At 70.2% G+C, this 13,855-nt stretch carries 8 protein-coding genes; 3 read left to right on the forward strand and 5 right to left on the reverse strand.

Annotated elements, in window-relative coordinates:
- Window positions 1–32: 32 nt before the first annotated feature.
- Both BGO45_RS13725 and BGO45_RS13730 read right to left on the reverse strand, forming a co-directional pair.
- On the reverse strand, window positions 33–1,352 hold the full coding sequence (locus BGO45_RS13725; protein WP_292695120.1) for an ABC transporter substrate-binding protein: 1,320 nt from the start codon (window positions 1,350–1,352) through the stop codon (window positions 33–35).
- 23 nt (window positions 1,353–1,375) lie between these two features.
- Complete coding sequence (locus BGO45_RS13730; protein WP_292695122.1) at window positions 1,376–3,538, reverse strand: glycoside hydrolase family 36 protein; 2,163 nt, start codon at window positions 3,536–3,538, stop codon at window positions 1,376–1,378.
- 188 nt (window positions 3,539–3,726) lie between these two features.
- On the opposite strand from BGO45_RS13730, the gene BGO45_RS13735 reads away from it, so the two are divergent.
- The gene (locus BGO45_RS13735; RefSeq protein ID WP_292695124.1) at window positions 3,727–8,034 is read left to right on the forward strand and encodes a LamG-like jellyroll fold domain-containing protein; all 4,308 of its coding nucleotides are present in this window, start codon (window positions 3,727–3,729) and stop codon (window positions 8,032–8,034) included.
- 72 nt (window positions 8,035–8,106) lie between these two features.
- On the opposite strand, the gene BGO45_RS13740 is transcribed toward BGO45_RS13735, so the two are convergent.
- The 3 genes from BGO45_RS13740 to BGO45_RS13750 are packed head-to-tail and all read right to left on the reverse strand — an operon-like array spanning window position 8,107 to window position 11,074.
- Window positions 8,107–8,601, reverse strand: coding sequence for a hypothetical protein (locus tag BGO45_RS13740; RefSeq protein ID WP_292695126.1), 495 nt, complete (start codon window positions 8,599–8,601; stop codon window positions 8,107–8,109).
- Window positions 8,602–8,646: 45 nt separating this feature from the next.
- A complete protein-coding gene (locus BGO45_RS13745; RefSeq protein ID WP_292695127.1) occupies window positions 8,647–9,861 on the reverse strand; it encodes an amidohydrolase in 1,215 nt (404 codons plus the stop codon).
- Between the two features lie 34 nt (window positions 9,862–9,895).
- Complete coding sequence (locus BGO45_RS13750; protein WP_292695129.1) at window positions 9,896–11,074, reverse strand: AAA family ATPase; 1,179 nt, start codon at window positions 11,072–11,074, stop codon at window positions 9,896–9,898.
- Between the two features lie 270 nt (window positions 11,075–11,344).
- Here BGO45_RS13750 and BGO45_RS13755 point away from each other — a divergent pair, with 270 nt between their 5' ends.
- Both BGO45_RS13755 and BGO45_RS13760 read left to right on the forward strand, forming a co-directional pair.
- On the forward strand, window positions 11,345–12,538 hold the full coding sequence (locus tag BGO45_RS13755; protein ID WP_292695131.1) for an FAD-dependent oxidoreductase: 1,194 nt from the start codon (window positions 11,345–11,347) through the stop codon (window positions 12,536–12,538).
- Window positions 12,539–12,601: 63 nt separating this feature from the next.
- Window positions 12,602–13,795 carry a DUF4190 domain-containing protein gene (locus BGO45_RS13760; protein ID WP_292695133.1) on the forward strand — a complete coding sequence of 398 codons (1,194 nt, stop codon included), beginning with the start codon at window positions 12,602–12,604 and terminating at the stop codon, window positions 13,793–13,795.
- The last annotated feature ends 60 nt before the right edge of the window (window positions 13,796–13,855 follow it).

The following is a 13,855-nucleotide window of genomic DNA, read 5'->3' on the forward strand; positions in this document are numbered from 1 at the left end:
GCGCCGGGTCGGGTCCCGGCGCCCCGTTGGGATCAGAAGCCGGCGGCGCCGATGGCCTTGGCCAGTTCGGCGAACTGCGACTGCGTGGCCTCCGCGACCTGGGCCGGGGTCTTGGTGCCCTGGATCATGTCACCGAGGTTGAGGTACAGGTCGGGGTTGGCCACGGCCAGCGCCTGCATCGAGCCGACCGAGTCGCCGAGCGACTTGCTGACGTCCAGCAGCGCTTCGGGGACGTCCGAGGACGACTTCACATCCGACTGCAGCGAGACCGTCTTCTGCGCCTGCACGAAGTCGCTGTAGCCGTCGCCGAGCCAGTACGACAGCAGCTGGCGCGCCGCGGCCTCGCGTTCGGCGTCCCCCGTCTTGAACGCCACGAGGGCGTTGGACTGGTCGGGGATGAACGTGCCGACGTTGCCCGAGGGGGAGATCGGGAAGAACCCGATCTTCTCGTTCAGTTCCGTCGTGTCGGCGAGGGACTGCAGCTGACCGAAGAACGAGTTGACCTGCACCGCCATGGCCGCCTCGCCCGAGAGCAGCGCCGGACCCTGGTCCTCGAAGGTCGCGGTCTTCAGGTCGGCGTTGAACAGGCCCTCCTGGATGAGGCCCTGGTAGGTGTCGATCGCGCCCTGGATCGTCGGGTCGGTGAACTTTTCCTTGTTCTCGTTCACGCGGTCCCACAGGCCGTCCTTGGCGGCGTCGGCGAGCTGCACCTGCACCCACCACTGCGTGGCCCACGGGGTGCCGCCGCCGAAGTCGAAGAACGGGGTGACGCCGGCGGCCTTCAACTGACGCGCGTCGGCGAGGAACTCGTCCCAGTTGCCGGGCGTCTGGGTGATGCCCGCCTTCGCGAACACCTCCTTGTTGTAGTAAACGCCCTCGACCGCCGGGGTCGTGATGAGCGCGGCGTACCGCGTGCCGTTCAGGATGCCGGTGATGTCCTTCAGCTCGGGCGTGTACGCGTCGATGAAGGGGGCGCCGTCGAGCGACTGCAGGTTCGTGGTGGCGTTGAGGGCCGTGAGCTGCGAGGCGGTGGGCTGCCAGAAGGCCAGGTCGGGCTTGTCGCCGGTGGCGACCTTCGTCTGCACGCTCTGCTCGTACGGGTCGGGGATGGTGACGACGTCGACCTTGGCGCCGGTGGCGGCCTCGAATCCCTTGACGACGCTGTCGGGGACCGTGTTCGAGTTCTGCGCGGCCCAGATGGTGAGGGTCGTGCCGTCGAGCTTGGTGTCTTGGGCGGGCCAGTCCGAGGGGCCCGCGGCGGCGCCGCCGCCGGCACCGGGGTCCGAGCAGCCTGCGAGGGCGAGGGCGGCCACGGCGGTGAGGGCCGTGGCGGCGAAGAACCGCTTCTTCATTGAATTGCTCCTTGTTGGTGTGATCAGTCTGATCCGGTGCGAGCGCCTTCGTCGACCGGGACCGGCCCGGCCGAGAGGCGGAGGGTGCGCGCGGAGATACGGGCATCGCCGGCGCGCACGTGCAGGGTCCCCGTCGTGGCATCCCATTCGGTGTGCCAGGAGGGGAGGTCCAGGGGGAAGACCGGGGTCACCTCGACGTCGTGGCCGACGAGGTGGGGGAAGGAGAGAGCCGTGGAGGCCTCGTCGCCGCGTCGCCAGATCGACACGAGATCCGCGGCGGGCAGGCGTAGGCCCAGGGCCACCCACGGGTCGTCCCATCGCGGAAGGTCCAGGGGCCAGTGCGGGTGGGACGCGGCGATCTCGCCGCGCAGTTCCTTCGCGACGGCGATGGCGCCCGCGACCCGGTGGCGCTGAGCGGGAGTCATGCGGTTGAGGTGGCCCGACACGTAGAAGCGGCCGAGAAGACCCGTGACGAGGCAGAACGACGCCTCCTCGGCATCCATCTCGGGCTGGGGATAGGCCCAGCTCGCGGCCTGCTCGGGGAGGATCGCCATCGGCGCCGCCGCCGCGATCGGCGGGTACTTGACGAAGTCCTGCTGGTCGGACGTCGACTGCATGGCCAGGCGGGAGAGCATGGCGTAGTCCATGCGCATCGCGCCCGAGCTGCAGTTCTCGATGACGAGGGTCGGATGCCGGTCCAGCACGCCGTCGAGCCACTCCAGCACCGCCCGGTTGTGTCCGAGGAGTCCATCGCCGACGCTGTCGGCATCCACGTCCGTCCCCGGGCCGGGGTTGATGTTGTAGTCCATCTTGAAGAATCCGAGGCCGAAGTCCGTCACGAGCCGGTCGACGACACCGTCGAGGTGCGCGCGGGCGGCGGGATGCCGGAGGTCGAGGTGGAAGCGGTCGTGCTCGACGACGCGCTCGCCGTGGCGCTGGAGGAACGCCTCCGCAGGCAGGCGGTCGGCGAGGGCGCTGCGGATGCCGATCACCTCGGGCTCGAGCCAGAGCCCGGCGACCATGCCCTCGGCGTGGATGGCGTCGATGACCTCGCCCAGCCCCCCGGGGAAGCGGGTGGTCGACGGCATCCATTCGCCGACGGAGTCCCACCAGTGCCCCGAGTCGTCGTACCAGCCGGCGTCGATGCAGAACACCTCGGCGCCGACCTCGGCGGCCGCGCGGATGAGGGGGAGGAGCTTCTCCGTGGTGGGGTCGCCGTCGAGCGTGTTCATGTAGTCGTTGAAGACGACCGGCATCGCGGCGTTGTCGGGGTGCGGGCGCCGCGTCGCGCGACGATGATCGGTCAATGCCGACACGGCGCCGGTGGCATCCGGGGCGAAGGCGACCGTCACGGGCACGCTCGTGAACGTCTCGGCGGGGGAGAGGACGTGCGTCCATGCCGCATCGGCGTCGGTCGGCCCGGACAGGGCCAGGTAGCCGCCGGCGGTGTCCTCCCCGATCTCCCAGCGCCACGCGCCGTTGTGCTCGATCTGCCAGGCCAGGGCCAGGCCCGCGGCGCAGGACTCCAGGATGCCGGTGGGCAGAGCGTGCGCCGTCGACCACGTCCCCGTCGACACCGCCGTGAAGGCGCCGCGCGGGTTGTGGCCCGTGAGGTGCTCGGCGAGGGGCACGAAGTCCGGGCCGCGCAGAGGAGTACGCGCCCACCGCCCCTCGCCGAGCCAGTCGCTCTCGCCGGTCACCCGCTGCCAGTCCGAGAGCGCGTCGCCGGTCGCGTCGGCGGCGGTGAATCCGGTGGCCCAGGAAGCGACCGACCGGAGGACGACACGACCGGTACCGACGTTGGTGAGCGCGACGGTGCTGGAGACGGCCGAGACGCCGTCGCGGACGACGAGGGTGAGCCGTGCCTCCAGGTCGGCGGAGCGCTGCCGGACGACGAGGGTGTGCACGCCGTCGCCCGCGGTCTCGGTGTGGTCGACGTACCGCATCCGCAGTCCGAGCTCGGTGTGGGCGAGGCGCCCCGAGGCGGGGCGGTGACCCGCGTCGGCGGTGAGGATCTCGACGAACGGGATGCGGTGGACCGGAAGCGTCCGTCCCGCGACGCGCACGGCGCTGCAGACCACGGGCGCGTCGTCGTCCCAGTGGAACGTCAGTGCGACCAGGTCGGTGCCCCACTCGAGGCGCGGACCGGGGGCCGCGTCGGTGGGGGCGGGGTGCATCGTCGTCATTCGTCTCTCCGTCGTGTCGAACGAGAGGGACGCTAACCGATTCTGAAAGCGTTATCAAGCGCGATGTGAAACCGATATCAGAGATCGGTGTCGAACCTTGTGTGCGGAGGCGCGGACCCTTATGCTCGCGGTCTGAAAGCGCTATCAGATTCTGATGCGCGTGTCCCGTCACTCAACGCCGAGGAAACATGAGACCCCACACCCCTGCCCCGCGCCGCGTTCCCGCGGCCGTCGCCGCCTGTGTCACCGTGCCGCTGGTGATCGGCCTCGTCGGAGCCCCCGCCGCGTTCGCCGCCCCCGACGACGCGCCGCCGCGCCCGATCGTCGAGTACACCTTCGACGGGGACCCCTCGGCATCCGTCATCGCCAACGAAGGATCCAAGGGAAGCGCCTTCGACGCGCACGTCCGCAACGCGACGTCGCTCGCGCGCGGTACCGGACCCACCTCCGACGCGGGCGCCTCGGGGCTGTTCCCCGGTGCCGCGCAGGGTTCGTCGAGCTCCGCGACCCCCTACCTCGACATCCCCGCGGGACTGTTCGACGGCGTGACGGCGTTGACCGTGTCGACCTGGATCAAGTGGGACGGCAAGAACGCGGGCAACCTCCCCTGGGCCTACATCATCGGCAGCGACGCGTTGCCGCGCGACAACTGGGGCCTGTACTTCCAGCCGAACGAGGGCGGGCAGTCCAAGGCCGTCGCCAACTCGGGCAACGAGGTGAAGGCCGTCTCGCCCGTACCCCTCACGGCCGGCGCCTGGGCGCAGATCACCTCGGTCGCCGACGGGCAGACGCTGTCGTACTACATCAACGGCGAGCTCGTCCGCCGCGAAGCCGCCGAGGTGGACTTCGCGAAGCTCGGCGCCGAGGCGAGCACCCGCTCCGGCCTCATCGGTCGGGTGCCGTGGGCGCCGCAGTGGGCCGCCCTCTTCGGCGGCGAGTTCGACGACTTCTCCATCTACGACGTCGCCCTGACCTCCGACCAGGTGGCCCAGGACTTCGCCGCCACCGCGGGCGCCGTCACGGCGCTCGACCAGACGGCGTGGCAGGTGCAGACCACGGCCGGCCAGGCGCCCGCGCTGCCGGCACGGGTCGGCGTGACGCGCGAGTCCGGTCTGAAGACCGACGCGGTCGTCCGCTGGGACGCGGTCTTCGCTTCGCAGTACGCGACGGCGGGCGCGACCTTCGTCGTGAACGGCGCCGTCGAGGGCACGGACCGGACCGTCACCGCGACCGTGACCGTGGGCGTGCGCCCCACCGAGGAGATCGTGGCGGACCTCTCGCGTCGCACCGGCGACTTCCGCGGGGGTGCGTCGGGCACCCTGTACGGCCTCGGCGACGAGCAGTCGCCCACGCAGGCTCTGGTCAACGGCGCGGCCATGACGAACGTGTCGCAGAAGCCGCCGTTCGGTACGCAGCACCCGGGCGGTGACGCCTTCGACATCGAGAAGACGTTCTTCGACAAGCACGGCGAAGACCTCTACATCTACACGCAGGACTATTACCCCGACTGGCCGTACAACCAGGGCGTCCGCCCGGGCGACGACCGCACCTACGTCCGCGACGCGAACGGCAAGCTCACCTCCGAGTGGACGCCCGGCGGTGACGGCGTGTGGGACTACCTCGAGGTGCTCGAGATCGTGACCGAGGCCGTCGCGACCGGAGCCGACGACCCCGAGAAGTACACGTTCATCCCCTTCAACGAGCTCGATCTGCAGTGGTTGAACACCGACGACAAGTACAACCGCTACCTCCTGCAGGGCGGCCAGCCCGACAGTTACACCCCGGGCGGGGCGAGCGACTGGGCCGCGGCCTGGAAGGTCATCACCGACGTCTACGCGAAGCACGGGCTCAGCCGTCCGCGCATCGCCGGACCCGGGGATGCCGCGTGGCGCGGTGAAGGCAACATCAAAGCGTTCCTGCGCACGGCGATCGCCACGAACACCGTCCCCGACGTCTACGTGTGGCACGAGCTGCGCGGGTACCAGTGGATGCCGGACCGCGCCAGCGCGTTCCGCCAGTACGCCCGCGACCTCGGCATCGCCGAGGACGAGATCCCCCAGATCAACATCACCGAGTACGGCGCGAGCAACGACATGAGCTCGCCCGCCAACCTCCTGCGCTGGTTCTCCAGCTTCGAGGCGGCCAAGATCGACGCGCAGACGGCCTACTGGACGGCATCCGGAACGCTCTCCGACAATCAGGCCAAGGTCAACGCCGCCAACGGCGGATGGTGGATGTTCAAGTGGTACGGCGACCTGCAGGGGGCGCAGACCGCCGAGGTCACCGCCAACCGCGAGAAGGCCATCGCCGCGATCGACGACGCGAACCGTCGCGCCCAGGTGCTCGTCGGCGGTGTGGAGCAGGGCCGTGACGGACTGCTCACGGTGAAGGGACTCTCGAACGACACGTTCGGTGACAAGGTCGACATCGAGGTGCGCGAAGACCTCATCTCGGGCACCGACGGCGTCGCCGACACCCCGCGCGTGGTCGCCGCCTACGACGACGTCGCGGTCTCGGGAGGCTCCGTGCAGGTGCGCATCCCCTCGGCCAACGCCAGCGCGGCGTACCAGGTGATCATCACCCCGGCCACCGACCGCGACGTCGCGGCCGAGGCCGCTGAGCAGGCTCCGCACCAGTGGTCGGAGGCCGAGAACCTGGCCATCACCGGTGGCACCGTACGCTCGCAGCCGGGTGGCGGCTACCGCCTCTCGGGTGACTGCGACGTCATGGGCCTGACGGGCGCCGACGCCCGACTGGACTGGGAGGTCGACGTGGCCGAGCCGGGTCTGTACCGGTACAAGGTGCTCGCCGCGACCCCGGGACGAGCAGCGCAGCACGCGCTCTTCGTCGACGGGAACGACTCCGCGACGGTGCAATACGGCGCCAACGCGATCAAGCCCGACAACGTGCGCGGCACGGCCCGCGGCACCGCCGAGGTGTACGTGAAGCTGGATGCCGGGACCCACACGCTGAGCCTGCGCACCAGCCGCGACGGGCAGAACGTGCTGCCGGGAGCGGGAACGGACGGTGGCGTCACCGTGGACCGCGTCGAGCTCACCCGCGTGGGAGACGACACCAACACGCAGCACACGGTGTACCCCGCCACGACCCTGCGCCTCGCGGGTGACGCGAAGCTCGACGCCGGCGCGGTGTCGATCGGTGACGGCGACCGTGTCGATGTCTATCCCTCCGCCGAGGAGTCGGGCTACTACGACGTGGTCGTCGATTGGACGGGCGCTGACCTGGGCCTGACGGTGAACGGCCGTCTCGCGACGACCTTCACCGAGGGGCAGAAGCGCGCGCGGATCCACCTGCCTGAGGGCATCAGCGAGATCGAGCTGCGCAGCACCGGCGGCGCGCGCGTCAGCGCGGTCCGCACGACCCGTGCGGTCGAGGGCGACGCCGCCATCGTCAAGGTCGAGGTCGAAGACCCCACGAAGGCCACGCTCGGCGGAACCGCCGCGGTGAAGGGCTTCGGCTCCGACCTCACCAACGGCACCGGCACCGGTTACGTCGGCGGGCTCGGCATCACCGACGCGATCGCGGCGAACCAGGGGACGCTGACGATCCCCCGTGGCGCCGGATTCGACACGGCCGGGGCGTACGACGCGATCGTGCACTACTCCAACGACGACATCGAGGGGCGCCACGACTACAACCCGCAGGTCGTCGACCTGGGGCTGCAGGCGCAGGAAGCCGGTCACGACGGGTTGGTGGGGCGCTCGACGTTCCGCTACACCTATACCGCGACCAACTTCTGGGAGGCCGTGATGCCGCTAAACCTGACCACCGCTGACGGTGCGGTGACGTTCGGCAACACGAAGCACACGATCGTCATCGATGAGCGCACCAGCCAGCAGGACCAGGTCGTCCTCGACGGGTACGCGATCGCACCCGACGTCGACTGGATCGCGTTCGCCCCGTTCGTGCTCGAGACCGACGGCGTCGAGATCGGCGTTCCCGCCGCCCCCGCGGCTCCCTCCGTCGGGGTCGACGGGACCTCCGCGACGGTGTCATGGGAGGCCCCGGCCGACAACGGCTCGGCGATCACGGGCTACACCCTCGACCTCGTCTCCGATGGCGGAGCGACCCGGTCGGTCGCGGTGGACGCCGCGGGGGATCCGACGGCGAAGGCGGCGCTCTCCGCGACCGTGGCCGACCTCGCGCCGGGCACGTGGACGGCGCGGGTCAGCGCGATCAACGCGGCCGGGGCATCGCCGGCATCCGAGTCGTCGGCGCCGTTCGTGATCTCCGAGGCGGCGGGGCCCGGTGAGCCCACGCCCACGCCGACGCCCACCGAGTCCGGTGCGGGTTCGGGCCCCGGTTCGAGCGCCGGCGCCGGTTCGACGACCTCGACGGCCGCGGGAGGCGCGCTCGCGGTCACCGGCACGGTGTTCCCGCTTGCGGCGCTGTTCCTGGCCGTTGCCGGTATCGGCGCCGGAGTGATCCTGCGCCGTCGTGCGCAGTCCTCGCGCGACGGTCGCACCGAGGACTGATGCCCCGGTGGGGGCGGCCTTCCCGGTCGCCCCCACTGCCCTAGCGGACCAGCGTCGGCGCCGACGGGGCGGTCAGCCCATCGGGTGCGTCGAGATGTCGAACGACGTGAAGGGGAACGGGATGAAGATCGAGTAGTTGTTCCAGTCCTCGACGCGGAGCGTCGTGATCGCCCAGTACCCCACGACGAACGTGACGAGGGTGAGCACGACGATCACCATGCGGGCGTTGTTCACGATGCGCAGCGCCTGCGCGACGGTGCCGGCCCGGGCGAGGATCCGGGTGAGCGACAGCACGACGATGAGGGCGATCGCGGCGTACACGAGCGGGTTCGCGCTCGTCGTGACCGACCCGCACATCGGGGCGACGTCGGTCGGCCGCCCGTCGACGTCGAGGAACCCCCCGCTGCCGGTGATACCGCCCGAGCAACTGCCCATCGAGCCGCGCAGGAAAACCGCCAGCATGGTCGCCGCCACGATCGCCCAGATCAGGAGCGACCGGATGCCGACGACGATCTCGGCGCCCGGAAGCAGCGCGTTCTCGTCGGTGTCGTTCTGCGTGATGGTCATGGATGGCCCCCCGAGGTTCCTTCCACCCTCACACGGGCGCAGCGATCAGTCCAGGAACTCCCGGGCCGCGACCACGAGGTTCTCGACACCGCGGTCGATCGTGGGCTGCATCACGGGAGCGAAGAACGGCGAGTGGTTGGTCGGGATATCGCGCTCGACCGTGCCGCCGGCCACGGCATCCGCGAACGTCTGCGGATCCACGCCGCCCCAGAACCAGAACACCAGCGGGGCGCCGGACTCGCGCGCGAACCAGGACACGTCCTCGCTGCCGGTGAACATGCCGGGGTCGACGACGCTCGCCTCGCCGAACGCCCGGCGGAAGGCCGCGGTCAGGCGGGAGGTGGCATCCGGGTCGTTGATGGTGGGCGGCAGGGTGTGATCCGTCGTGATGGTCGGGGTCTGCTCGGCGCCGGATGCCTCCGCCTCGGCGCGGATGATCCGCTCGACCTTGCTCATCACCCGCGCGCGGGCCGCGTCGTCGGGGTAACGGAGGCTGAGTTCGAGCTTCGCCTCGGCGGGGATGATGTTGTTCTTCAGCCCCGCGTGGATCGAGCCGACCGTGACGACGGCGACGTCGCGCGGGTCGACCTCGCGCGAGACGACGGTCTGCAGACGCATGACGGTGGCTGCCGCCATGACGACGGGGTCGATCGTGGAATGGGGCCGCGAGCCGTGCCCGCCGCGGCCGTGCAGCACGACGGTGAGCCCGTCGGATGCTGCCATCTGGGTGCCCGGGCGCACGCCGATCGTGCCGGCGGGGAGCGGGGTCACGTGCTGACCGAGCACGATGTCCGGCTTCGGGTAGCGGTCGAGCACGCCGTCGGCGATCATCGCCTGCGATCCGGCGCCGTACTCCTCGGCCGGCTGGAACACCGCGACGACCGTCCCCGACCACTCCGACGTGGTCGCGACGAGGCGTTGGAGAGCCCCGATCAAGGCCGTGACGTGCATGTCGTGCCCGCACGCGTGCATCACGGGGACGGCGTTGCCGGCCGGGTCGGTGCCGCGCGCGGTGCTGGCGTAGGCGAGGCCCGTCTGCTCCTCGACGGGCAGACCGTCCATGTCGGCCCGCAGCCACACGACCGGACCGGGGCCGTTGTCGATCCGCGTGACGACGCCGGTACGGCCGACGCCCTCCTCGACCTCGAGCCCGAGGTCCGCGAGGTGCCGTGCGATGACACCGGCGGTCCGCGTCTCCTGGAACGACAGCTCGGGGTGGGTGTGAAGGTCGGTGTACAGGCTTTCGAGGTCGACGCTCATGCCTTCGAGCCTAGGCGTCGCGCCGGCGCTTGCTTCAGCTATCCGCGTCGGGCTGCCGAAGAATGAATCTGTCCATGTTCGGAACTGTGAAGCTCACGTATCCGCGACGCTCGGCATAGATGATCCCCTTCTCGATGAGGGATTGCCGTGCCGGGCTCACCGAGGCGGCTGCAACACCGAGGTGTTCGGCGACAGCGGCCGTACTTGCGGTGCTCCCTCCGACATCGACGATCGCTCGCAGATACTGACGCTCGGCCGGTGTCGTGCGGTCCCACCGTGCGGGGAAGAAGCCCTGGTCGAGGTCTGCGTTCCCTTCGGCGATGCCGGCCACGGCCACGTCGATGTCGATGTTGCGATCGGGTGTGATGTCCCACACCGCCTTGCCGTACGTCTGGAGGAAGAACGGATACCCCTGCGACTCACGCACGATTTCCTCCAGGGCATCGCGAGTGAAGCGTGCGCCGAGTTCTCTCGCGGGCTTCTCGAGCGCCTCGATCGCGGAATCGTGCGTCAGCGCCCCGACTTCGTGCAGAGCAAATCGTTCCGAGTAGGAGCGTGCCTCGGCCATCGTCCGACGCAGCGTCGGGAGACCGGCTCCGATGACATAGAACGGCCAGTCCGACTGTGTCGCCTTGTGTTGTACGGCGAGAAGTGCCGTCAACAGGTCGGCGTCCAGGTCCTGCATTTCATCGACGAAGATCGCGAGGGCGCTCTGATTCTTCTGCAGGGGGCCGGCAAGGTCGGCCACGAGTTCCTCCAGGTCCACTTCGATCAGCCCGGAATTGGCTCGATGGTCCGAGGGTGCGACGCCGAGGTTCAGGGAAACGCCTGCGATCGTCAACGCGAAAGAAGACACCGTGGACACCGCAGTCCTGACGTCCTCCACTGCGGAGCGGAAGCGCGTCATCCGTCGCCCTGCCATCGCCACACCCCGGCCGAGGGACTGCCGCGCCGCGATGGGCCCCGCGCTGCCTGGTCGCGCTTCGAATTGAATGGTGACCCAGCCTGCACGTTCGACGTTGCGATGAAGCTCGTTGAGAAGCACCGTCTTGCCCACGCCACGCAGTCCGTAGATGATGAGGCCGCCGTCGTTTCGCTTCACGCGGCTCTTCGCCACCATGAGATCGACGAGATCGATCTCCGGTTGGCGACCGACGAGCTCAGGCGGGCGGACACCGGCTCCCGGGCGAAAAGGGTTGAGTTCGTGCAGCATTTGCGGCACTCTACCGTTTTCTATCCCATATCTAGAGAATTCGGTAGAAAACTTCACCCTCTCCTCACCTGTGCCGCGTCTCGGCGTTGCGCCGGGCGTCGCTTCCCCGGGTCGAGTGTCCAAGACACGCCGCATCCACCCCACGCCATGCGGCGTGTCTTGGACACTCGACGTGTCCCGGGCCCTCGATGCCGACGCGACCCGCTACCGGATGCCGGGGCGCCTGTCCAGCCGCCTCGGGCGGCGTCCCGTGGCGGCGAGGCTGGCCGCATGGCCACGACACACTTCGACTACCTCATCATCGGCGGCGGGATGGTCGCCGACACCGCCGCCCGCGGCATCCGCGAGCTCGACGCCGACGGGTCCATCGGCATCCTGAGCGACGATGTGGACGAGCCCTACACGCGTCCCGCGCTCAGCAAGAAGCTGTGGACCGACGACGAGTTCACCTGGGAGAAGGTGCCGCTCGGCACCGCCGACGACACCGGCGCCGACATCCGGCTGCGCACGCGCGCGACGGCGATCCGCCCCGAGGATCACGAAGTGGATGCCGACGACCGGACGTTCTCGTACGGGAAGCTGCTCCTCGCCACCGGCGGCCACCCCGTGCCGCTCCCGATCGACGACCGGTCCGGCGGCGAGCGGGCGCTGACCTTCCGCACGGCCGCGGACTATCGGAGGCTGCGCGCCCTGTCCGAGGAGGTCCGGCGCATCGCGGTCGTGGGCGGCGGGTACATCGGCTCCGAGCTCGCGGCCGCCCTCGTGCAGAACGGGGTCGACACTGTCTTGATCCACACCGGTGCGGTTCTCGGCGACGCCGTGTTCCCGCCCGCGCTGGCGGAGCGTTTCGAGAAGCTCTTCCGCGACGCCGGAGTCGAGATCGTCTCCGGTTCCAAGGCCGAGGGGGGTGAGGCGGATGCCGATGGCATCCGGTTGACGCTCGAGGGCGGCGATGAGGTGCGCGCGGATGCCGTGGTCAGCGGCCTGGGTATCGAGGTCGCGACCGACCTGGCCGAGGCCGCCGGGATCACCGTCGACGACGGGGTCGTGGTCGACGCGCAGCTGCGGTCCTCGGCCGACGACGTGTGGGCCGCGGGCGACGTGGCCAGCTACCCCGACCGGCTGCTCGGCCGCCGCCGCGTCGAGCACGTCGACAACGCGAACGAGATGGGGCGGGCCGTCGGGCGGAACCTCGCCGGCGCGGGGGAGCCCTACACCCACACGCCCTACTACTACTCGGCGGTCTTCGGCATCCGGTACGAGGCGGTCGGCACGCTGGATTCCGCGCTCGACACGGTGGAGGACTGGATCGACGCCGACCGCGGTGTCGTCTACTACCTCGACGACGATCGGGTGGTCGGCGTCCTCCTGTGGAACGTCGAGGACGCCCGCGACGCCGCCCGCGCCGTGCTCGCCGAGGCCGACTCGCTGACCGCCGGCGACCTCGTGGGGCGCATCCGATGAGAGCCGGGCGATAGCCTGGACGCTGCCAGCTCACCCTCAAGGTGACGAGATCAGGGGGTATCCGTGGCGACCGCAGAACTGCGACTTCTTCTTCCGCTCGACCGCGCACGCGACGCCGTCGCATCGACGCTGGTCGAGCAGGGCTTCAGCGTGCAGCCGACGGCGAGCGGATCGCTCGACGTCTCGCGGGGGAGCCTGGGCACGACCATCGTCGCGGGCGCCTTCGCGGGTCAGGACATGCACGTGCGCTTCGACGTGCACTTCACGGAGGATGCCGGGAGCACGCTGGCCGCGTTCGAGCACTCGACGGTCGGCGGGTTCTTCAAGGGCGGTGCCGTCGGCGCCGCGAAGGCGGGCGACGTCGTCCGCGAAGCCGCGCACCTGTCGGGCGTGCGGCTCGCGCAGCAGGGTCTTCTGCAGGGTGCGGTGCCCGACGGCGCACCGGCGCCCACGCCCGACGTGGACGCGACGGATGCCATTCCCGCGGGACCGTTCGCCGACGACGCGGGCGCCGCGGCACAGGGCTATCCCGCCCCCACCGCTCCCCCGGCGGACTACGCGGCGGTCCCTCCGGGCGTCCGCTACGGCGCGCCCGCTCCGGTCCCCGGTGCCGGGCCGCGGACGAACACGGTCGCGATCATCGCCCTCGTGCTCGGCTTCGTCGTCCCGATCGGTGGCATCGTGGCCGGTTCCGTGGCGCTCGCGCAGGTCAAGCGGACCGGCGAGAAGGGGCGTGGCCTCGCGATCGGCGGCATCGTCGTGGGCGCGGTCATGTCGGTGCTCTCGATCCTCGGCGCGATCGCCCTCTTCGCCCTCTTCGCCTTCGGCGCGGCATCCTCGTCGGGCGCGAGTTCACCGATGGATCCGTTCGTGCCGCCGAGCGAGCAAGCGCCCGCCGAGCCGGACGAGTCCTTCGCGCTCCCGGTGGGGTCGTGCCTCGACGACGTGGCGAGCGGGTTCATCACCAGTGACAACGTGCTCGACTGCGCCCAGCCGCACACGTACGAGGTGTTCCAGTCGTTCCTGCTGGACGACGGCGTCTTCCCCGGTGACGCGGTGCTGCAGACCGAGGCCCTCGACCGGTGCGGCGCGCAGTTCGACGCCTTCGTCGGCATCGCCTATGCGGATTCGACCCTCGACTACTCGTACGTCTCGCCGACCGAGCAGACCTGGGCGCAGGGCGACCGCGAGCTCCTCTGCCTGATCTTCGATCCCGCCGGCGAGACGACGGGATCGCTGGCGGCCTCCCAGCGCTGACCGCGCGCGTCTCGTTCCGCTCGCGCGCGGTGTGAGCCGCGCAGAACTCCTGCGCTGTGG

It is taken from the genome of Microbacterium sp. 71-36 (assembly GCF_001898305.1).
In the GTDB taxonomy this organism is placed as follows: domain Bacteria; phylum Actinomycetota; class Actinomycetes; order Actinomycetales; family Microbacteriaceae; genus Microbacterium.